This window comes from Henriciella litoralis (assembly GCF_002088935.1).
Lineage (GTDB): Bacteria > Pseudomonadota > Alphaproteobacteria > Caulobacterales > Hyphomonadaceae > Henriciella > Henriciella litoralis.
In genome coordinates, this window is the sequence record NZ_NCSS01000006.1 from 1,038,850 (window position 1) to 1,059,477 (window position 20,628).

Annotated in this window: 19 protein-coding genes; 4 read left to right on the plus strand and 15 right to left on the minus strand. The window is 56.9% G+C overall.

The features are described from left to right. Window positions 1-7: 7 nt before the first annotated feature. Window positions 8-994: a thiamine pyrophosphate-dependent dehydrogenase E1 component subunit alpha gene (locus B8783_RS08615; RefSeq protein ID WP_084422006.1), complete on the minus strand. Its 987-nt coding sequence runs from the start codon at window positions 992-994 to the stop codon at window positions 8-10. Window positions 995-1,194: 200 nt separating this feature from the next. Between B8783_RS08615 and B8783_RS08620 the strand changes: the two genes are divergently transcribed. Both B8783_RS08620 and B8783_RS08625 read left to right on the plus strand, forming a co-directional pair. Further along, window positions 1,195-3,003, plus strand: coding sequence for an arylsulfatase (locus tag B8783_RS08620; protein WP_233355721.1), 1,809 nt, complete (start codon window positions 1,195-1,197; stop codon window positions 3,001-3,003). 13 nt (window positions 3,004-3,016) lie between these two features. Further along, window positions 3,017-4,675, plus strand: a complete 1,659-nt coding sequence (locus B8783_RS08625; protein ID WP_084419772.1) for a sulfatase — start codon at window positions 3,017-3,019, stop codon at window positions 4,673-4,675. On the opposite strand, the gene B8783_RS08630 is transcribed toward B8783_RS08625, so the two are convergent. From B8783_RS08630 to B8783_RS08650, 5 genes are all read right to left on the minus strand, one after another. After that, complete coding sequence (locus tag B8783_RS08630; RefSeq protein WP_084419773.1) at window positions 4,672-5,298, minus strand: TetR/AcrR family transcriptional regulator; 627 nt, start codon at window positions 5,296-5,298, stop codon at window positions 4,672-4,674. The two genes, B8783_RS08625 and B8783_RS08630, sit on opposite strands and share 4 nt — an antisense overlap. A 20-nt stretch (window positions 5,299-5,318) precedes the next feature. Next, complete coding sequence (locus B8783_RS08635) at window positions 5,319-6,401, minus strand: MBL fold metallo-hydrolase (protein ID WP_233355722.1); 1,083 nt, start codon at window positions 6,399-6,401, stop codon at window positions 5,319-5,321. A gap of 28 nt (window positions 6,402-6,429) precedes the next feature. Beyond that, on the minus strand, window positions 6,430-7,608 hold the full coding sequence (locus B8783_RS08640) for a DsbA family protein (RefSeq protein ID WP_084419774.1): 1,179 nt from the start codon (window positions 7,606-7,608) through the stop codon (window positions 6,430-6,432). Between the two features lie 424 nt (window positions 7,609-8,032). After that, on the minus strand, window positions 8,033-8,437 hold the full coding sequence (locus B8783_RS08645) for a hypothetical protein (RefSeq protein ID WP_084419775.1): 405 nt from the start codon (window positions 8,435-8,437) through the stop codon (window positions 8,033-8,035). Between the two features lie 28 nt (window positions 8,438-8,465). Next, window positions 8,466-8,864 (minus strand): hypothetical protein, encoded by a 399-nt coding sequence (locus tag B8783_RS08650; protein ID WP_084419776.1) that lies wholly within the window; start codon window positions 8,862-8,864, stop codon window positions 8,466-8,468. Window positions 8,865-9,014: 150 nt separating this feature from the next. On the opposite strand from B8783_RS08650, the gene B8783_RS08655 reads away from it, so the two are divergent. Then, window positions 9,015-9,839 (plus strand): AraC family transcriptional regulator, encoded by an 825-nt coding sequence (locus B8783_RS08655; RefSeq protein ID WP_084419777.1) that lies wholly within the window; start codon window positions 9,015-9,017, stop codon window positions 9,837-9,839. A 167-nt stretch (window positions 9,840-10,006) separates the two neighbouring features. Here the strand turns inward: B8783_RS08655 and B8783_RS08660 are convergent, their stop codons facing one another. Next, window positions 10,007-11,383 (minus strand): hypothetical protein, encoded by a 1,377-nt coding sequence (locus B8783_RS08660; RefSeq protein ID WP_084419778.1) that lies wholly within the window; start codon window positions 11,381-11,383, stop codon window positions 10,007-10,009. Between the two features lie 142 nt (window positions 11,384-11,525). Between B8783_RS08660 and B8783_RS08665 the strand changes: the two genes are divergently transcribed. Beyond that, a complete protein-coding gene (locus B8783_RS08665) occupies window positions 11,526-13,253 on the plus strand; it encodes a sensor histidine kinase (RefSeq protein WP_084419779.1) in 1,728 nt (575 codons plus the stop codon). On the opposite strand, the gene B8783_RS08670 is transcribed toward B8783_RS08665, so the two are convergent. The 8 genes from B8783_RS08670 to B8783_RS08705 form a co-directional block, all read right to left on the minus strand. Further along, a complete protein-coding gene (locus B8783_RS08670; RefSeq protein WP_084419780.1) occupies window positions 13,243-13,908 on the minus strand; it encodes a response regulator in 666 nt (221 codons plus the stop codon). The two genes, B8783_RS08665 and B8783_RS08670, sit on opposite strands and share 11 nt — an antisense overlap. Beyond that, the gene (locus B8783_RS08675) at window positions 13,905-15,137 is read right to left on the minus strand and encodes a hypothetical protein (protein WP_084419781.1); all 1,233 of its coding nucleotides are present in this window, start codon (window positions 15,135-15,137) and stop codon (window positions 13,905-13,907) included. Before B8783_RS08675 ends, B8783_RS08670 begins: the two co-directional genes overlap by 4 nt. 60 nt (window positions 15,138-15,197) lie before the next feature. Continuing rightward, window positions 15,198-15,743: a hypothetical protein gene (locus tag B8783_RS18335; RefSeq protein ID WP_139792306.1), complete on the minus strand. Its 546-nt coding sequence runs from the start codon at window positions 15,741-15,743 to the stop codon at window positions 15,198-15,200. 328 nt (window positions 15,744-16,071) lie between these two features. Next, complete coding sequence (locus B8783_RS08685; RefSeq protein WP_084419783.1) at window positions 16,072-17,079, minus strand: SIMPL domain-containing protein; 1,008 nt, start codon at window positions 17,077-17,079, stop codon at window positions 16,072-16,074. Continuing rightward, the gene (locus B8783_RS08690) at window positions 17,076-17,813 is read right to left on the minus strand and encodes a lysozyme inhibitor LprI family protein (RefSeq protein WP_084419784.1); all 738 of its coding nucleotides are present in this window, start codon (window positions 17,811-17,813) and stop codon (window positions 17,076-17,078) included. The genes B8783_RS08685 and B8783_RS08690 overlap by 4 nt, the downstream gene beginning before the upstream one ends. A 72-nt stretch (window positions 17,814-17,885) precedes the next feature. Further along, a complete protein-coding gene (locus B8783_RS08695) occupies window positions 17,886-18,332 on the minus strand; it encodes an uL29 family ribosomal protein (RefSeq protein WP_084419785.1) in 447 nt (148 codons plus the stop codon). 1 nt (window position 18,333) lies between these two features. After that, window positions 18,334-18,921 carry a hypothetical protein gene (locus B8783_RS08700; RefSeq protein WP_139792307.1) on the minus strand — a complete coding sequence of 196 codons (588 nt, stop codon included), beginning with the start codon at window positions 18,919-18,921 and terminating at the stop codon, window positions 18,334-18,336. Window positions 18,922-19,153: 232 nt separating this feature from the next. Next, window positions 19,154-20,626 carry an aldehyde dehydrogenase gene (locus tag B8783_RS08705; RefSeq protein WP_084419787.1) on the minus strand — a complete coding sequence of 491 codons (1,473 nt, stop codon included), beginning with the start codon at window positions 20,624-20,626 and terminating at the stop codon, window positions 19,154-19,156. Between the last annotated feature and the right edge of the window lie 2 nt (window positions 20,627-20,628).

Sequence of the window (20,628 nt, forward strand, 5' to 3'; positions counted from 1 at the left end):
TCGGTCCTCAGGCAAAAACTGTTGTGAATGCGTCGTCCGGCTTCGGCGACGCGGACTGGCGCGCATGATCGAAGGCAGCAGCGACCCGGCTTCTTGCGTCCTCTTCGAGCGCGTCGAGATCGCCAGCAGCCGCGCCCGTGCTTTCCAGCCGCGCGCGATACCGGGTGATCGGGTCCTTCTCCTGCAGCGAGGTCTTCTCGCCTTCGGGGCGATAGCCTTCGGCGTCACCCATGAAATGGCCTTCAAGCCGGATCGTCTCGATCTCGATAAGGCTCGGCCCGCCGCCGGATCGGGCACGTTGAATAGCTTCCCCGGCGACCCGGAAGACTTCATCGGGATCATTGTCCGGTACAAAATGCCCTGGCATGGCGTAGGCCGCCGCCCTTTCGGCATTCCCTTCAACGGCCGTCGCCTGTCGTTTGGAAACAGATATGCCGTAGGCATTATCCTCGATGACGAAGACGACCGGCGCCTTCCAGACTGAAGCCAGGTTAAGGGTCTCGTGAAAGGCGCCCTGATTGGCCGCGCCCTCTCCGATGAAGGCGACAGCGACATCGTCGCGCCCGCGCAACTTTGCTGCCATCGCGGCCCCGACTGCCGGGCCCATACCTTGTGCGATAATGCCCGAGCAGCAGAAATTCACACGCGGATCGAACAGGTGCATATGGCCCCCGCGCCCACCGGACAGGCCGTTCGCTCGCCCGAAAATCTCCGAGGCCATATCGTTCAGATTCACGCCTTTTGCGATGGCAATGTGGTGCGGGCGGTGCGTTGCCGTAACCGCATCAGTCGGCCTCAGATGTGCACACACCCCAACCGCGCACGGCTCCTGTCCGTCCGACAGATGCATCTCACCCGGTAACGGTCCTTTGGCCATGTTGAAGACCGGCTGCTTTCCTTCGAAATAAGCCGGCTTGATCAGGTCCTCAAAATGGCGGCTCGCCACCATCGTCTGGTACATCCAGAGCATCTGCTCGCGAGTCGGCTCCATCAATTCCTCCAGGTCACATTTTCTTTTGAGCAAGATGACCGCCAAAGCGGAGCTTGCTTTACCCAGAGCGAAGACAGTCTGAACCTCGGCATCGCCAGTTCGCTTCGCGCGAATGGCAAATGCGAATTCTCGGCACGATTATTGTGATCGCTTGCACCCCCAAACTTATGGCACTATAAATGCCATTAGTTTGGGGGTGCATTTTGATTTTGCGTTCGGCGATCCTTTTTCTCGCTTCGGTTTGTGGTCTCAGCAGCCTTTCAGCTGCCGATGAGCCCGCCCTTCAGTCTGAAGTCCGCGAGCAGGCGCAACCGCCCAATTTTGTTATCCTGCTCATTGATGATGCCGCCTTCATGGACCTCGGCACCTATGGCGGAGAGGCAGCAACGCCGAACATCGATGCGCTGGCCCGGCGCGGGGTGATGTTCACGCGCTACTACACCTCACCGCTCTGCGCGCCGTCGCGCGCCATGCTTCTGACCGGCATCGACAATCACCAGACAGGCGTTGCCACCATCCCCGAAGTGCTCCCGCGCGAGCATGTTGGTCAGCCGGGCTACACCATGTCGCTTGAGCCAGGCGTCATGACGATCGCCGCCCGGCTTCAGCCGCAGGGCTATCGCACCCTGATGACCGGTAAATGGCACCTTGGCAGCGACCAAGGTGACCTGCCCTCTGATCATGGCTTTGACCGATCTTTCGCCCTTGATGCCTCTGGCGCAGACAATTGGGACGATAAACCCTACATGCCCTTCTACAGCGAGGCTCCGTGGTATGAGGATGGCAAGCCCGCCGACCTTCCTGACGATTTCTATTCCTCGGAATTCATTGTCGACAGGATGATCGACTATCTGTCGGAAACAGACACATCGAAGCCCTTCTTCGCCTATCTCGGCTTTCAGGCCGTGCACATTCCGGTTCAGGCCCCTGCAGAGATCACGGCGCGCTATCGCGATACCTATTCAGGCGGCTGGCAGGAAATGAGGGAAGCGCGCTGGCAAAGGGCAAAAGCGCTTGGCCTCATCCCCGCAGATGCCCCCCTTGCCCCGCTACCAGACGGGATGCGCCGCTGGGAGGAGCTCAGCGCCAAAGACAGAGAGCTCTATGCCGCCCGAATGGCGGTCAATGCAGCGATGCTTGAGGCCATGGACCTTCACATAGGCCGGCTGATCGAACACCTCAAAGCCTCAGGCAAATACGACAACACTGTCTTCCTCGTGACATCAGACAATGGACCAGAACCGAACCGCGGCGACAATGACTGGCGCCTGAAGCTTTGGATGAAATTCAACGGCTACCATCTTGATCTTGAAGGGATCGGCGAGAAGGGAAGCTGGGGCTTCATCGGTCCGGAATTTGCCATGGCCGCCGCCTCGCCCGGCAATCTGTTCAAGTTTCACGGCGCGGAAGGCGGCATCCATGTGCCGATGATTATGGCGGGGCCGAACCTGCCGGAAAGTATTCGCCAGGACGCCCTCGTCCAGGTCACCGACATCGCCCCCACCTTCCTTGAAATGGCAGGTGTAGAAGGTGAGTCCACAGATGGCGTCCCCATGACAGGACGCAGCCTTGTACCGCTTCTCGCGGGCGAGGCAGAGGCCGTGTATGGAGCGGAGGAGCCTATCGGGATCGAAGTGTCCGGCAATTCAGCGCTCATCCGGGGCCATTATAAGATAACCCGTAATCAGCTTCCCTGGGGCGATGCCAAGTGGCGGCTTTATGACCTCGCCAGCGACCCGGGAGAGGTAAACGATCTTGCCGCGGCGCGACCGGAGCTGATGGCGAGCATGCTGGCGGACTATGAGGCTTACGGCTCGAAGGTCGGCGTTCTCGAAGTGCCCGAAGGTTACGATAGTCACGCCATTCTTACCCATAATACGCAAATGCGGCAGCTACGGACCTTCTGGTGGGTGCCGGTCCTGCTCTTGCTCGTCCTTATTGCCGTTTGCTGGCCGGGGGTCCGCCTCCTCAAGAGCCTCAGACGATCACGTCCTGACTGGCCCTCCTCTTAGAAAGCCTGAGACCATGTGGAAGAAGATTGTTTTTGCTGTCGTGATTGTCCTGTTCGCCGGGCTTGGGCTGGCCTGGCTCAACCGGGAGGCTGTCATCCTCTTCATCGCGTCTCATACGGGAAAGCAGGACGTTGCCGAAAACCGTCAGATTGACTGGCAACAAGGCCCCACCGAGGAGACCTCCAGCCCGTCGGCACGCGCGCCGAATGTCATATTCATCCTCGCCGATGATCTTGGCTTTAACGACATTTCGACCTTCGGAGGCGGTGTCGCCGGCGGCGCGATAAAGACACCCAATATCGACCGGCTGGCGCGCGAAGGCGTGATCTTCACCAATGCCTATTCCGGCACGGCGAGCTGCGCGCCATCGCGGGCCATGCTGATGACGGGGCGGTATCCGACCCGCACCGGCTTTGAGTTCACCCCCACGCCAAACGGGATGGGCCGCATTATCTCTAGCGTCTCGCGATCGCATGAAAGCGGTATTCCACCCATCGAATGGAACGAAGCAGCCGCGGCGACCTCGCCACCTTTCGAACAACAAGGACTTCCCGGGTCCGAAGTCACCCTTGCTGAAGTGCTCGGTGATGCTGGCTACCACACCGTCCACATCGGCAAATGGCACCTCGGGCGCGGACCTGAGTTTGGTCCGAATGCACAAGGCTTTGACGAGAGCCTTCTTATGGCGAGCGGGCTCTACTTGCCGGAAGACGATCCCGAAGTGGTGAATGCGCGCCTTGATTTCGACCCGGTCGACAAATTCCTCTGGGCGAGAATGCAATATGCCGCGAGCTATAATGAAAGCGACTGGTTTGAGCCGGGCGGCTATCTCACAAATTACTGGACCCAAGAAGCGCAGAATGTGATCCGCGCCAATCGCAACAGGCCCTTCTTTCTCTACCTCGCGCATTGGGGGGTCCACACACCACTACAGGCGACGCGCGAAGACTATGAGGCTGTCGGCAACCTCGAACCGCACCGCCTCCGCGTCTATGCCGCGATGATCCGTGCCCTCGATCGCAGCGTCGGGGACATACTGGACACGCTGGATGAGGAAGGGCTGGCCGAAAATACAATTGTGGTCTTCTCAAGCGATAATGGCGGCCCTGGCTATATAGGCCTGCCCGACATCAACGCCCCTTATCGCGGTTGGAAACTCACCCTTTTCGAAGGCGGCATTCGTGTGCCCCTTTTCATGCGCTGGCCGGCACGCATAGAGGCAGGTCGCACCGTTTCCGCGCCGTTCGCTCATATCGACCTCCTGCCGACGCTGGCTTCAGCTTGCGGCGCGCCGCTGCCGGAAGGCGTCGAGATTGATGGCCGGGATCTTCTGAGCGTGGCGACAGGTGAAGCAGAGCCAAACCCAGATCATCCCATCTTCTGGCAGAGCGCGTACTATCAGAGTGTTCGGCGCGGGGACTGGAAGCTGCAGGTTAGTCAGCGGCCGGACAAGGTCTGGCTATACGACCTGTCTACTGATCCAACAGAGCAGGTGAATCTCGCCGATGAGCGCCCTGATATTGTGGCAGAGATGAAGGCCCTGCTCGATGCTCATCAGGAAGGCGCACGCGAGCCGCTCTATTCTTATACACTCGAAGGCCCTGTCGCCGTGGATCTCCCACTCTCCGAAAAATTGAGATCCGGCGAGGAAGTCATCTACTGGCCCAATTAGTCCGATCTATCGATGTCTTTCAGCAAGCTTTTGGCCGAATGAATTAGAACTGCCCTGGCCTGATCGGCTGAAAGCTCCTGGTCGTGACGCAGCCTCCGCCAGGCCTGAAACCCCGTCAGCAGCTCCAGCGCACCGAGCAGAACCTCATCCTCGGCAACGCCTTGCGGCAATATCCCTTTCAGCCCCGCCCGCTCCATCACCAGAAAGCGGCGATAGGCGTAACCAAGCTGGGGCGAAGAAAAACGCCGCAGGCCCGCAGCGATCTTGAGCGGCATGATCCGTTCGTAAATTTGTGCGCGGCGCTCGATGAGTTCTATGACACGCTCGCGCCAGGTCGACGCTGTCCATGGCGTCATCACGACAGGCAGGATTTCAGCCTCCAGCCGCTCGGCCATTTCCCGATAGAGCCCGTCCATATCGTCGAAATGGCGAAACACGGTGCGAAGGCCGACGCCGGCTTCTTCCGCAACCTTGGCCGCGCTTGGGTCCATGTCCCCCCCGTCGATGAGCGCAAACAGGGCATCGACGATCTGTGCGCGGCTACGCTGACTGCGGGCCTTCCGGCCATCATCGGCCTCATCCTCGCGCAAAATTTTCAGGTCAGGTTTGCTCTTCTCCACCATTCACCGCGTCTCCGGAGTCTTCAGTTGAGCAAGTTGCGGCGGATCATCCGGTCGCTGTCTGCTGGCAAGCTGATCATCATCCCATCCTCACCGACCTGAATTTTACCATCGAATTTCTTACCTGCGCCGTCAAGAAATGCAGGATAGAGCATCGGCGTTGGAAGCGGTGGCACGATATGGGTCAGCACCAGCGCTTCCACGCCCGCCGCCTGCGCTGTTTCTGCGGCTTCAGACGGGCTCGTATGATAATCCAGTATGTCACTGAAAACCTTGGAAAGTTCGGGATTACCATTTCGGGCGGCCGCTTCCGACATCACCGCCACCATGTCACGATTGAGCGCTTCGTGAATGAGAAGGTCGCTCCCCTTGGCGGCGTCCCTCACCGCTTCACTCTGGACCGTATCCCCGCTGATGGTGATCGACCTCCCCTTATAGTCGATGCGATAGCCGAAAGCCGGCGCAACAGGCTCATGATTGACGAGGAAGGCCTGCACACGCACGCCCCCCTCTGAAAAAACCTCTATTGCACCGCTCTCAGGCAGCGAAATCTCATTCACTCGGGCCCCAAACCCTGATGGGTTGGCAACTGCGTCCCCATGATGCGCCGTTCTGTATCCCGCATCGATCCGGTAAGCCGATACAAATCCATCCACTACTTCGCCCGTTCCTTCCGGGCCAGAAATCATCACCGGCGTGGTCCGCGACCCGCCGATCCAGGCCTGAAGCATCATCTCGCCAAGGCCATCGATATGATCTGAATGCAGATGGGTCAGAAAGACCATGTCCGTTTCACCAACCGGAAACCCCATCCGCATGAGCTTGCGCAAGCTTCCTGAGCCGGTATCGAAAATCAGAGCAGTTTTGCCAGCGAGAACGCCGAGACATGGCCCTGCACGTTCCGGGTCCGGGAGCGGTGACCCCGTGCCGCAGAAATAGACATGAAGGCCGTCGTCCAGCGCGTCTGCCTGATCAACTCCAACCAGCCTGCCAGCCATACGTTCGAAGACGGTAGCGCCAATCCTTGCCTGAAAAACCTTGAATGCGACGCCGGTTAAAACCAGCAGAACAACAAGTCCAATTGCGCCGCGCAGAAACCACTTCATCATCTTCCCCCTTGCCCCACGTTCATGATCAACCCGCAGCCAGCGAGGCCTTCATCGCATCCTCGATCACCCACAAACGGTCCTGTCCCCAGGTCGCAACTTCGCCGAACCGAAAACTCGGCACCCCCCAGAGGCCGAGCGACATCATCTCGGTTCGATTGTCTTCAGCCTCCGCTCTCCAATGGTCTTTTCCGATCAGCGGTCTGGCGTCATCCCAGTTCAGACCTGCCCGCTCTGCGATCTTTCGCAGACCCTTATCGGAGCCGGCATTAAGGCCCTCTGCCCAGACGCCGCGCAGGAAACTCTCCGCGAACGCAAAGCCCCGGCCCTGTTCAATCGCCCAAGGCAGGATCGCATAGCCACGCTCGACCGGCTCCCCGACCGGGTCGCAGACCTTGCCGAACGACACTGAAAGCCGGCGCGCCTCACGCGCGGTATCCTGAATGATGTAACGCCCCTTCGCCCGTGGCACCTGCATGCCTCGCATCACCATGGGCAAGACAAAGCGAAGCTTCAGATTGGCCCCATAGGCATCGGCAAGCGCCTTCACGCGGCGCACGGAAATGGCCGTATAGGGACTACGAAAAGACAGGTAGAAGTGAAGGTCCGGCGCGTTTGTGAAACCTGCCTTGGCTGGATTTTCGGAGACCGTCGGCGGCTCATAGATAAGGCCATGCGGCGCCTGCCCGGATACAGCGCCCTCTTCCCATAAACGCGCCTCCAGATGGTGGAGCCGGTCGATCCCCCAATACCATTCGCCCTCATAATGAAACGTCGCGCCAAGATAATGACCGATTTCATCTCGAAGCCGGTCACCCTCTTCTAACATTTGAGCCGGATTCAACGATGCGTCGGGTCCGCGTCCAAGGCCCGTCCAAAGCCACGCGCTGATCCAAGATGCATCGGCGGTAAATCGCCCCTCGCCAATGGCTGCAGCGAGCCCGGCACGGGCCCTTTCGCAAGCCTCGTCCGAAGGCTGACGCCCCGGATCCTTGAACGAAAGCCCTGCTTTGCGAGCAAGGCGGGCGGCATCAAGGCGTGAATAGGCAATCAGTCGTTCGCGGTCCGGCGCGGCCCAGTCAGGCGGAGGTGATACCAGATGAGGCTTGAGCACGATGTTATATCGCTCAGCCAGCGCCGGAAGTACCTGCGCCGTCAGACAGGAATAAGGGTCTGCGACATCGTGGAAATAGTCGACTGTCCTCATGAGCCCCTTCCTTTTGCGGCGACTTTGGGCCGCAGCGCGGCGACGCTGGAGTCTGGCCGCGCTGGTGAGGTAGCCGCTCACGATCGGTGAAATAACACTCTTCCAAGACACGCGGCTATTGATCTCCCTCAAGCTCACAAATAGAATTTGGCACGCACAGTGTCAATTTTATTGTGGGATATCAGCCGGAAGGAATGAAGACGAAAACTCGGCCAGCTTTCTTCATGTCCGAACTTGTCTGTCTGGTATTTGCAGCTTGTGGTCAGGCAGGGAAATTGGAGGATACAGCACAGACCCAGTGCCCTCTTCCTTCAGGCGCGCTTTTCACAGCGGTAGAGGGTGGCCGCTTTCAGATGGGCTCAGACACCAGTTACATCGAGGAAGCACGCCAACGCCTCCAAGCCGTCACTCGCTTAGTTGCTTGTCAGGCTGTTGCAGCCCCGGCGCGCTCCGACAACAGTTTTTCGGCGAGCGCTATTCCATCCTCCCGAGACGAGGCGAGCTTCATCGGATAGCCCCAGAATTTGGCAAAGGCCATGCCGAAAGGCTTGAAGGCCATACGCTTGGCGGCGTTTGGCTCAATCACGATCATCGCCAGCACCAGTGTCCGCAGGTCACCCTTGTGTTTCTTCATCCACAGCACGGTGCGCTTCTTTTCTTCCTGGCTGTGGTGGTGCTCTTCAGTCGGCGCATTATCCGTCAGGATCACGAAAGGCTCGCCACGCTCAAAGCTCGCCTCCAACGCCTCGAAGTCCTCATCGTGATCGTGATCAGGTGCTTCATCATAGCTCATCCAGACGAGCGGGAAATTTCTATTGTCCACAGGCATATATCGTCTCCTTGCGGGATGGAGGGGGTCAATTCGAGCGGATGTGGCGCCACGACATGATCAGTGCGACCATGCCCGGAAGCGTAACGGCTAACAGTTCCAGGCCAACGAGATGGCTGCCATCGCGCAAGCCGTCCGCTACGCCGGCGAGCGTGCTCATGATGACGAGAAGACCGCCAAGGACAAGCATGGCCCAGTCAGCCGCGCGCGTTGCGGCAAACGCGAGCAATGGCGGCAGGGCCCAAGCGCCATAAAAAATAGAGACGCCCCACAATGCAGCAGCGTCGAACGTGATGGCTTCCATCGTGCCTCCGCTCGCAACGTAGCCGTTCAGAAACGAGAAGCATTGGATCGTGACGAACAGCGCAGCACCGACGGCTGGGATGATCCATGCAACTGCAAGCTTCACCGGATTATTGTCGATCACATCAAATCTCCTGTCCGAATGGACTCGATCGGGCAGATGGCGCCGCCCCTTCTCTCTGAATCCAATAGATCAGCCGACAAATGGCGTCATTGCGCAATCCTGCCATTATATGTTTCAATACAGCCAAACCGGATAACCCCGAGGCCCTTGATGTATCTGGACGTCCGTAGCGATTGGCTGTCGCATGTCGATGAGATCCCCCGCGCACTCGTCGCGGCCAATGCTGTCGCCAATCTTGAGGCCCTGGAGCTGTCACCACGGCACCACCATAAGAAAGCGCAATTGATTTTCACGGTCCGCGGCGTCATCAACTGCGAAGTTGACGACGCTGTCTGGATAGTGCCGCCGCAATGCGCCGTGTGGATCCCCGGCGGGCTGCCCCATACCGTTTTCGGGTCAGGCGAGGTAGAGTGCACGTCCCTCTTCATCGACCCTCCTGAGACCCCGAACCTGCCAACCGAATGCTGCACGATCACAGTGTCGAGCTTTCTTCGTCATTTGCTGATGCGGGCCAGCGTGCTGCCTGAGCTCTATGACGTCGATGGCCCAGACGGCCGGATCGTTTCGGTTATCTTTGATGAGCTGGCTATGGCCTCGGTCGAAGACCTCCGCCTTCCAATCCCCAGTGACCCGCGCCTGAAGAAGCTCACTGACCTGTTGATCGCGGCGCCTGCCGATCACGCAACCGTCGCAGAGTGGGCTTCCCGCGTCGCGCTCAGCGAGCGCAGCCTGAGCCGTCTGCTGACCGAAGAAGTGGGCATGAGCTTCGGTCGCTGGCGCCGTCAGCTGCATGTCATCCTCGCCTTGCGCCAATTGAGTGCTGGCGAGACGGTCCAGGCCGTTGCGATGGATCTCGGCTATGAAAGCGCCAGCAGTTTTGTGACCATGTTTCGAAAGATGGTCGGCAAGCCGCCAAGCCGCTACCTGCACGAGCGGCTCAGCTCTGCCCGTGACGATCATGACGAGCGATATTGAATCTTTGCTCGTAGCACGCCGAATGCTCCGGAACGTCGCTTTCAAATTGAAACGGAATTGAGCGCTTTGCCATGCTGGAGACGGCTTCGCCCTGGACTAACAGCACGAAAAAAGAGCCGCCTGTGGGGCGGCTCTTTTCGATGGAGTAGAAGAGAAACTATCTGATTTTAGTTCTTGCGCTCGATGCCGGAGCTTTTCCGGGGTGCAAATCGCCCTACTGATGGTTTTTTCGAGACTGTCTGCAATTTCTTGCTCATCATCTTGCCATTCTCGATTGTTTTCAGCGTTGCGCCACCGCCATTCGACGATTTCATGTTGGAGCCTTTGACTTCGATGTTCATCATGAAGTCGCTCGTCGCGCATTCCTTGCCGAAGGCTTCCTTGCCGTTATTGAGCGACACACTGGATTGGACGCGATACCAGTTATTGATGTTCATGGCCTGAGACGGAAGACTGAAGAAGTTTCCGTTGCCATTTGATGGCGCAGATGACCCGCCGGCGGTCCAGGTCAAAGAATGCTCAGAGCCAAGCTGAGTGCCAAGCCCTGGCGCATTCGGATTCTGATCTTTGTTATACAGTTTGAATTTCACGGTGATTGAGGTCACACCCGGATCAAGGGCATGCAGATAGTTTATATAGCCTTCCATTTGCGCATTGATCGACGCGTCCGGGCTATAGTGAAGCGTGTACGCGTCCGTGATATTTCCGGTGCCCTGATACTTCAGCGAGCTTTTCAGCTTGTCTTCGGTCCAGGGTGAGCAACAGCCTGGCAGGTCCGGATTTGATGGCACATCGAATATGCTTGGATCGGCCATTTCCAGTTCCATTTCAATGAGCGGACCGGCTGGCATGCCAGGATTGCCAGTCAAGCCTCCGGTATTGCCGCCACCTTCGGGTGGATAAGCGCCACAACCTTTGACGAACTTCACATAGCCTTCATCGAAATTCGCTTCGTCGTTCATGTCGACTACGAAACTATACGTCTGACCGGCCACCACATTTGTTGTGAAATCTGCTGGCAGCCATGGACGTCCGACCGGGGGGCCACCGGCAACCGTCACTGTATTGGTTTGCCCGACAACACTCCCGTTCAGGCCATCACCATTCCTGATGGAAATTGAACCGGTTGCTGTGCCACCGCGATTGGAAAACGCGCCCCCGAATTTGACTTCACCTGTGCATTCTGGCTTGAAAGTCTGGTAAAAATTGTTCCGACCGTTGGCGATATCCAGATACTGGCGGTCAACGCCAGCCCCGGCATTTGTCGCATCAGAATCCGGCCCGGTTGTGTACCATGTTGCCTGCCCGCCCGGGCCATCCACTTTAACAATATTCGGCTGGTCGCCAGAACCAAACGTCCAGCCAGTCGGCTGGTTGTTCTGATTTACGGTCGTATGGTTTCCGTACGTGGGCATGACGTCGTCTTCAAATCCACCATTGGTCAGCACATTGCCTGAAAGTTGTTGGGCATGAGCCGTTGAGCTCATCAAGAGGGCGGTTATCATGCCCGTTGAGGCGATTGTGATTACGCGTTTGTTCGTCATCGTGTTTCCAGTTCTGTTGTTCTTTAACGTCCTTTCCGCATAACGAACTGGCGGTTGGGCACACTCACATGATCATGTGGCAAAGCGCGAAACCTGAGTGTTTACTTATGGGTATGCTGGCCAAGTCTGCTATCAGACCACAATGAAAACCGCTTCAGACGCTCCAGAAAACAGACGCCGGCCACTGATGGGCACCATGCTGATGGCAGCATGTGTCGCCGCCGTGATGGCCCTGTTTTTCATTTTTGCGGCCCAGCGCTTCCCGGACCTTTCCTCACAAAAGATTGAAGCTAAAGAGGTGAGTGTCCTGCCGCATTCGGGCCCGGGCCCCTTTCGTCGGCGAATGGTGAATGAGGAGGTCTATGACCTCAACTCAGCCTTTAAAATTCCCATCAGAACACGTCGTCAGTACACTTACGCCTTCACGGTAGACCAGGTCCCGCCTCAAGGCGGCGAGGTCTTTGCGCCCTATGTCGGGGGCGCAACAGAGGTCTATCTGAACGGTGTGAGAGTTGGCTCGGACACCGATGCCGATGTTCATTTTCCCGGCCTGGCGCGGCGGTACATCTTACTGGATATTCCGGTCGATTCCTATCAGTCCGGGATAAACAGACTGACGATTGTTGTAACTCCGGACCTCTCATATGCAGGGTTACCTGAGCTTTTTGTTGGCCGCAGAGATGACTTTCTTGATGCTCAGGCCAGACAGGCTGGTGGGCTTAAGATCCTGCATTTCGTTCAGATGGCGACCGGGGCAATCATTGTCTTTTTGGCCGCGGCAGGCTTCTTCGTTCGGGCGAGGTTTGGCGTCTACCTTCCATTGATGCTGATCGGTTCGGGCCTCATCGTTTTAGCGTATCTGAGCACGGCGCACCGCTTGCCCATAGCCGGTTTGCAGACAGACCTCGCGCTTTCCACGTATGGCATAATGGGACTTTCGTGCCTTGGTCTGGCGCGATGCCTGCCGATGAATGATCGCCCCGTACTCATGGGTCTGTGGGGGGTGGGGATCGCATCCAGCCTGATTGCAGTTGCTTTTCTTCTGCCTATCCAGCGGCCGCCGTCGGCGCAGTTACTGACTTATCTTATCGTGGCCGGGCTCACCCCGTTTGGGGTATACGCAGGCTTGACGTCATTGCTTGAGGACAGACGTCTTGCCAAGCGGTCGCAGGCGGAACTCCAGAAAGTGGTTTCCAGGCAGCAGGCCATCATCTCGGCGCAGGAAGCTGCAATTGAGGAAGGCCTGAAAGCAAAAGGTCGACTCGAAGAACGCCAGCGTCTGACCCGTGATATTCATGATGGCATTGGTGGACAGCTTCTCTCGCTGCTCGTGCGGGTGCGGGGCGGAGACATAAGTTCAGCTGAAATTGAGAATGACCTTCAGTATGGTCTCAATGACCTCCGCCTGATCGTCGACTCCATGGATCATTCTGAAGGATCCTTCGACAGCGCACTTGTCACATTCAAGGCTCGCGCCCAGGCGCAGCTCATTGCTGAAGGTATCGCGTTGCGATGGGAACAGTCTGATCCGTTTGTTCCGACATATTTCGGCCCCGCAGCTATCCTCAACATTTACCGGCTGATGCAGGAAGCTGTAACGAACGCTATGCGTCACGCCGACTGCGATGAGCTGTTTATCTCTATTTGCCGCGAGACTGAAAGTGATGATCTCGTGATCACCATTGCGGACAATGGCGTTGGTTTCGCGACAGGCGGTGACCCTGCTGCGGGTCAGGGCCTCAAGAACATGCGTTACCGGGCCCGGATACTAAACGGGAAGCTGGATATTTGCGAAAGCGCGTCCGGGGGAGTGCGGATACAGCTTACGGTCGAACCTGAGAACAGGGCGGCGAGCCCCGTCACGGATTGATGTCGATCAGACCGCTCTGAAGTGCTTCGAATATCGCCTCATTGCGTGAATGCACGCTCAGTTTGCGGTAAATGGACTTGGTGTATTCCCTGACTGTGTTGAGCTTTATCTCCAGAACGTCTGCTGTCTCCTGATAGGAGAGGCCCCGGGAGAACATCACCAGGATGTCCTTTTCACGTGGTGTAATAGTGCTTTCCGTCGCCACTGGGAGCAAAGGTTCGGCCTCGGCGGTGGTTTTCAGGAGTGTCAGAAGGTGGGTTGCCGCTTGGGGGCTGATCGGATTGTCACCAGACATCACGGATTCAATCGCCTGTTCGATCTGAGAAGGCGGCGTATCCTTTAACAGATATCCTTGCGCTCCCGCCTGCAAAGCAGCCAGCACGCTGACCTTATCTCCGAGCACAGTGAGAATAAGCGCTTTTGTTTTTTTTGTTTCCTGGAGATCGGCGACAAAATCCATCCCACTTCCATCAGGAAGCTGCAGGTCGACCAGACAGATATCGCTTGGATGCACCTGATACATTTGGCGCGCTTCTAAAAGGGTTTCTGCGGCAAAGGCGAGTGACAGTTTTTCAGAACGCGCAACGATTTTTGAGAAATGCGCACGCATACTGAAATTGTCTTCCAGAATGCCAACCCTGACAATTTCGGTCACTTCAATGCCTCATCAGCTGGGGGAAGTGTATCACGTGCCCAGCATGTCCCGTGTGGCTGGTCTTTGATGTCGATCCATACCCTGTCCTCCGGGTCGTGTGCGGATCGAGGGGCCGCCACAGCGCTGAAACTGCCCTGATGATAATCAAGCACTCGCCAGTCTGCGCCGAACTGTTCTGCGCAATAGGCATTGGCCTCTGAGAGTGTGCCGAATTTATCCCCTCTTACGGGCGGCGTGAAATCTATCTCCCCGCCAACCCAGAAATTAGCGACAAAAACCCTGACGTCTTCCGGTATGTCGGCGGACATGGTTGGCACTGACGATCTGGTGTCTATAAAACAGGCTAGAGGCAGAGCATCGCTGCATAGTCTGTCTCCGTAGATCGGATTGCAGTGCGGAGAGGTCCATACACTGTTACAGGCCAGGAACTGAAAATCCACGCTGGTGTCGCTTGTTGGTTTGTAGGGTGCAAAAGTTAGTCCCGCGGGTTGGGCGGGCTCTGAGCAGACAGCCATCGCCGAGAAATCTGCGGTTGTGTCGTCGTAAAACAGTATTTCCAAAGTCACAGGGCCATCATCCTTCTGCAAAAAAGACAGAAGGTCGGAGTATTCTCGAAATGCACCATAATCTTGGTCAGGATCATTAGACTTGAACCTGATGTCTTTCAGGCGTGCCGAAAACACATTGTCGGGCGTCCTGCTCCAGCCCGGCACATCAGATAGGGTCTGAATGTGGTTGTGAAATGCGTTGGGGTTGTAGAACTCACCGTTGTGGCCGGGAAGGCTAAGATCTCCCAGCGCCAGATAGTCGTTACTTTCCCGATCTGGATCGGCGATGCGGGTAACGAACAGCCCGCTTGAGATACGCGGGGGCATCTCGAAGAAATCAATCAGAACCTTGTCCTGTCCGGGTTCATCATATTGTCGCCGAACAGGGAAATTATAAAAATGTCCCGGATACGCAGATAAACGACCGCTATTTCGCGATGGCTCAGGGGTGTTGGCTTGGAAATTGTCGTCAACGCCGTTCATCAGAATATGCTTGGTCTGGCCGTAACGACACTGGAAATTCAACAGAGCTCGATAGCCGCTTCCCGCGCCATAAGGGTCAGGGCCGACAGCTCTGTTTGCTGGGCCGTGCAGGCCGAACACCAAAAATAGCCCGCCAACCACACCACCTGAAATGACAGCGCTCATCAGGCTCAGAATAATAATTGTCCATCTGGACATAAGTGAGAACACCCCCTCGGGTATCTGCTGTGAACCTCAGACCCCTATAGAAAATCAGTTTTATCTGGACCAACACGTCGCATCAGGCTGATCCTTGATATCGATCCAGACCCGGGAGTTTCCGGAGCTTGGCATACCATAGCCTTTGAGGGTCCAGCCACCTCCATCATGAAAGCTCGCCACACGCCAGCCTTCACCGAATGTTGACGCGCAAAAGGCATTTGCGTCTGCCAGCGCTTTGAACCGATTTCCCCGTTGAGGCGGCGTTGATGCAAAAATTCCCCCCGTCCAGTAAAGCGGGTCATCCAATGTTTCAGGTACCGGTGCATCAATGTCCCGAAAACAGAGTAACGGCCTTTGTTGGTGGCATTGTGTATCACCGTGATAAGGATCGCATGCGTGCCGATTTTCGGCATCTGATCCACATGAGGCACTGAAAAAGTTGTCAGCCCCCTTTGCCGGGTCGCCAGCGTTTTCTCCATCGGGCACAAAGGTAAGTCCCATGCCTTCTATTTCTTTTGGAGGCGGATCAGCATGGACGACTTGAATAGTCAGGCAGAGAGTCGCCAGACTCCAGATAGCAATGGCAAAGAGATTCCTGAGCATGATACGACACCTAAAAGGTGTGACCCGTTCTTGTAACCACATGATGATGTGGGGCGAGCGTACGACCATCGGGTACGCTGCTGCGGGTGAAGGGTTACGCTGATATGTGAGGCCAAAGGGGATGAAAAATCAGCAGATATCTGCACCTGTCTGGCCGAACGGATCGCCTTCCTCGGCAAGATAGTGACCCAGAATATCCATCAACTATGCCCTTCGATCAGGTGATAATGATTGCCCAGCGTTTGAAGATTACGCGCCCAACCGGGTGAGTTTGCTCTCGTGCGTTGCCCTTAATGCAGGGGCCAGATGTGACGTCGCCAGCCTTTTCTCACCCCTCGCGCCTGTCCCAGGCCTGAAGCAGGACCTCCCGCTCCGCCTCGTCAAACAGGTCCGGCGCGCCGAGCCCCCAGACGGTTTCAAGCATGGCGCTGCCGGCCGCCGCCCACGGGCCTATGAGCCAGCGTTCGTCTTCGTCTTCCTCAAAAGCTGCAGCCCCATCGATCCGCTCGGCCGCATCCCAGACAGCACGATGAGCAAGCGACAGTCCGTGGCCGACAGGTGATTTCAGATTATTCGCCGCTCTTACGACCCCGCGCATGTCCCGGTCCGGCGTATTGTCCGTTCCCGTCGCCAATGCCTGCCAGCGATGCCAGCCTTGAGAGGTGAGGTCTGCTGCGTCCGGATGACGATGCCCCGCGAGCCTTTCAGCACCTTCGCGATCAAGGCCGCCTGCGAAACGCAGGGCCCGCTCCACCTGCTCACCATACGGACCGAACAGATTGTGCGTCGGCATCTCCCGGACGATCTTCACCGAAACGCATCGTGTATAGTTTCCGCGATGATCCTGTGGCTCCAGCCTGTCCAGAACCCGCGCCAGCCAAAGCCGGCCCGGCCAGCGAGCGACCGTCACATCCCGTAGGCTGTGATCCACAATGATCCATGGCGGTTCTCGGGACGGGTTCGACACCACCGTCCCCTCTTTGGCGTCCGCAAACCGGCCAAGCTTGTCATCGGAAAGATAGATGAAACCTGTCTCAACGGCTTTCATGCGATAGGCGCGCCAGGCGACGTCTTCATCGGGAAAATACTCGGCGACCCCAGGCATGTGTCGATCAAGGTGGTCAATATCCAGAACGCTGCCATTCGGAAGGCCAATCTCCACGATCCCGGCGAACTCACCGCTCCAATTGGATACTTCGATCGTCCAGCCATTGCTGGCGCGATATGAAACATCGCCATTGATACGCTCCTGCGGATCGTAATCAGGTACAAGCGTCACATCGCCCGTCTCGATCTGTTTTAGAACACCTAAAACATCATCTTCCGTTACGTTCATTCATCTGAATCCGGCGCGGCCCAGCATCGGACAAGATCAATCGCTTCAATCGGAGCGACGCTATTGGGAAAAATTTCGACCAGGTCTCCGATGATGTGATCTTCACCAGCAGATTTGACCCGCAAGAAGAGATTGTCCCAGCCATACGGCGTCACTTCTATAAAACCGTTGCGGGCAAGAAGAATGTCCGCTTTCGTCAACTGGTCTTCATCGAAAGGCATGTCCGCATCAGGAGCCACTTCGGCATAAACACCATCGCTGTCCACATAGAACCGGAATGAAGCCTGTTTGGCGCCGCAGCTCTCAAACCAGACGCCATTCAGCCAGCTGAGATCGTCATCTGTAATCGTGTCCGTCGTCACCTCATAAAGCGACTGCAATTGCGTAGTCCGCGCCGCGGTCAGCTCTGCAAGGCAGACCAGCTCATCCTCATGGCGGGTGGTGCCGCCGCTCATCAGGCGAAAGACGGCGGCGCAATGCGCATCTCGATAACTCGACCAGGATGTCTGCCCCAGCTCCAGACTGTCGCGGATGTCATCAGGCTCGACCATGTAATCCTCGAACCCGTTACTCTCGATTTTGGTCTCGATAGCTGCCAGCGTTTGTTCCATTTGCGCGTCGACCGCTTCAAACGCTTCTTGCGCCAAGCACATGTCTTCCTGAAAGTCGCAAGCAGGTTCCGCCTGACTGCTCAGAGCGAGCATGGACAATGCCGCAACCAATATAAGTCTCATGAATATAGTCCCCCTGATAAAACGTTCGATAAGCTCGATCCGGCTTATCACGACGTAAAAAAATGGCTTTTCCTAGGTCGGATCTGGTTCGTCTTGCATCGGGCACCATCGCTCGGCATCGAACCAGCCAGCCCCCACATAATCGTCGGTAAATTGCGCAATGGCAGGCGAGCCTATCTCAGGGCAATTCCACTCCCGTAAACCCAACTCTTGCACTGGGATCAGGCGTTCCTGTTCGGCTGTGTCGGCAATGTCGCGTCTTATCTTCCGGATGTGCGGCGCTCGTGTTTCGAACCATTCGCGCTTTTCTTCAAACCAGGCCAGACATTCCGCGACCTGTTCCGACGTAAGCGCAAAAATCTCATAGGTGCGGATCTCTTCCCCAGCATCGCTGTTGAGGTGGAACCAGACGTCTTTGCCTGCCCATTGCGCGAGCCCGGACACCGGACCGTCATACCAATCCCGCCAGCAGATCAGACGGATCTCGTTGCCTTCCTCGAGTTTCGCTGCGGTGTCCATTTCACGCTAGTCTCTTTCTCAAACGCTTCACGACCGTCTCTCGCGCCTGCCTTGTCAGGAAGACGTGAGGAATTCTCATCAGGAACGGCCAATAGACAAAATCATCCTGCCTTCGGTGCGACGCGCAGATATAGTCTATCAACTCTGCGGTGCTTGCGCGATCAAATGCCCACAAATTCTGATTCCGATACTCAATTTGAAAATAGGCTTCCCTTGGCCAGTCCAGAGTATGCTTGCTGCGTTTGCCACAGGAGCCGCAGACGAGTGTCCCCCGCCAATCGCTCAAGGGACGGAACTTATGTTCCGAATGTGCCCAGTCCTCGATTTTATAGCCGCGCGGAAGATCGCTTATCGTCCGGAGGGTATTGCCCATAAGTTGATGGTAGTAGATCGCTGCATGATAGTTCTGCCCATCCGCACCTGCCTGCTTCAGGCAATCGAAGTGTTTCGATTTTTCAAACCAACGAAGATCATCGTTCGTCTTTATCCTGACGCGTTCCGCATACTCGAAAGCAGCTTCACCTCCACATTCGGGGCACGTGACAGCCACACGGTGCGGCATGACGCTATAATATGAATATGAACTCACCTGGCCTTGCCTCCTCCCCCGTTCGCAGACAGCTTATCCGGAATATCCAAGATTGGAGTAGGCGAGACGTGCTTACGCAGCTTTAAGACACCCGACCTGATCGGCCTGGGATCTCAGGTGATTTCTGGAAGCGGCGGAGCGGATTTACGGGCCGCCCAGAACGACCGCATCAATACAAATCCGCTGACAATTCTCGCTTAGCGACCGCAAACCGGCGGGGTTCGTCTCCGCCTCAGGCGTCGAAGCTGAAGCTCACCGATTTGAGGTCAGCATATTTGTACAGAGCATGAAGGCTTCGATCGCGACCGAACCCTGACTGTCCGAAGCCACCAAACGGCATCGTAATGTCGCAAGCGTCCCAGCCATTGACCCACACCAGTCCCGCCCGCAGTTCCCGTGCAAATCTGTGAGCCTTGGAGATGGACCCCGTCCAGACACCGGAAGCCAAGCCGTACTCAGTGCCATTCGCAATAGCCAAAGCATCATCCTCGCTATCAAACGGGATGATTGCGAGAACAGGACCGAAGACCTCTTTTCGGGCCAGCGCCCATTGAGGGTCAACTTGGTCGAAGACCGTCGGCTGCATGTAAAAGCCGCCGCTCGATTCCAGTGCTCTCTCGCCGCCCAGCAAGAGTTCAGCCCCATCCGTCAGAGCTTGTTGCACATGCCCCAGGATGCGCGACAGATGTTGTTCGCTGATCACCGAACCCAGTTCGGTTTTAGACTTCATCGGATCGCCAGGATGTATCTGTGCTGCGACTTCCAGCAATTTCTCGACAAATTCGCGGTGGATCGATCTCTGCACCAGCAAACGTGACCCTGCTGTGCAGACCTGTCCTTGATTGTAGAAAATCCCCCACGCTGCGCCCCGTGCGGCCGCTTCCAGATCTTCACAATCTTCCAGAACAATATTCGGGGACTTTCCCCCAAGCTCAAGCGCCACGCGTTTCAGATTACTGTCGCCGGAATCCCTCATGAGCTGACGCCCCACGCCGCCGGAACCGGTGAAGGCAATCATGTCGACATCCATGTGCCGCGAGATCGCCGCGCCAGCCTCTTCGCCCAGCCCCGTGACAATGTTGATCACGCCCGGTGGCACACCTGCTTCCAGGGCAAGGTTGGCGACATGCAGGATCGACAGCGACGTAAGCTCGGATGGCTTCACGACCACGCTGTTGCCCATGGCAATCGCTGGCGCAATCTTCCACATCGCCATCAACAAAGGAAAATTCCAGGGAACGATAATGCCGACAACGCCCAATGGGTCGTGGACGGCATAGGAGAAACGATCAGGACCGCTCGGGCCTACCTCCCCTGTGATCTTGTCGACGGCTTCGGCGTAGTAACGAACCGCATCAATGGACAGAGGGATGTCAGCGGACCGCGTGTTGGCGATGGGCTTGCCCGCATCCGTGGTTTCGAGTTGTGCCAGCACTTCCCGATCCCGTTCCATCAGCTCAACCCATTTCAGCATCACAGTGCGGCGGGTTCGAGGTGAAATACGCGACCAGCTTCCGCTGTCGAAAGTCCTGCGCGCGGTGGACACGGCGAGATCGACGTCTTCAGACGTCGAGCGAGGGATCATGTTGAGACGTTGTCCCGTTGCCGGGTTGATATTCTCCAGCTCACCTCCCTGGGCTGCAGCTAAATGCTGGTCTCCAATGAGATTGAGCGAAGGCAACGGCACAGCGAGGGTATTGGACATCT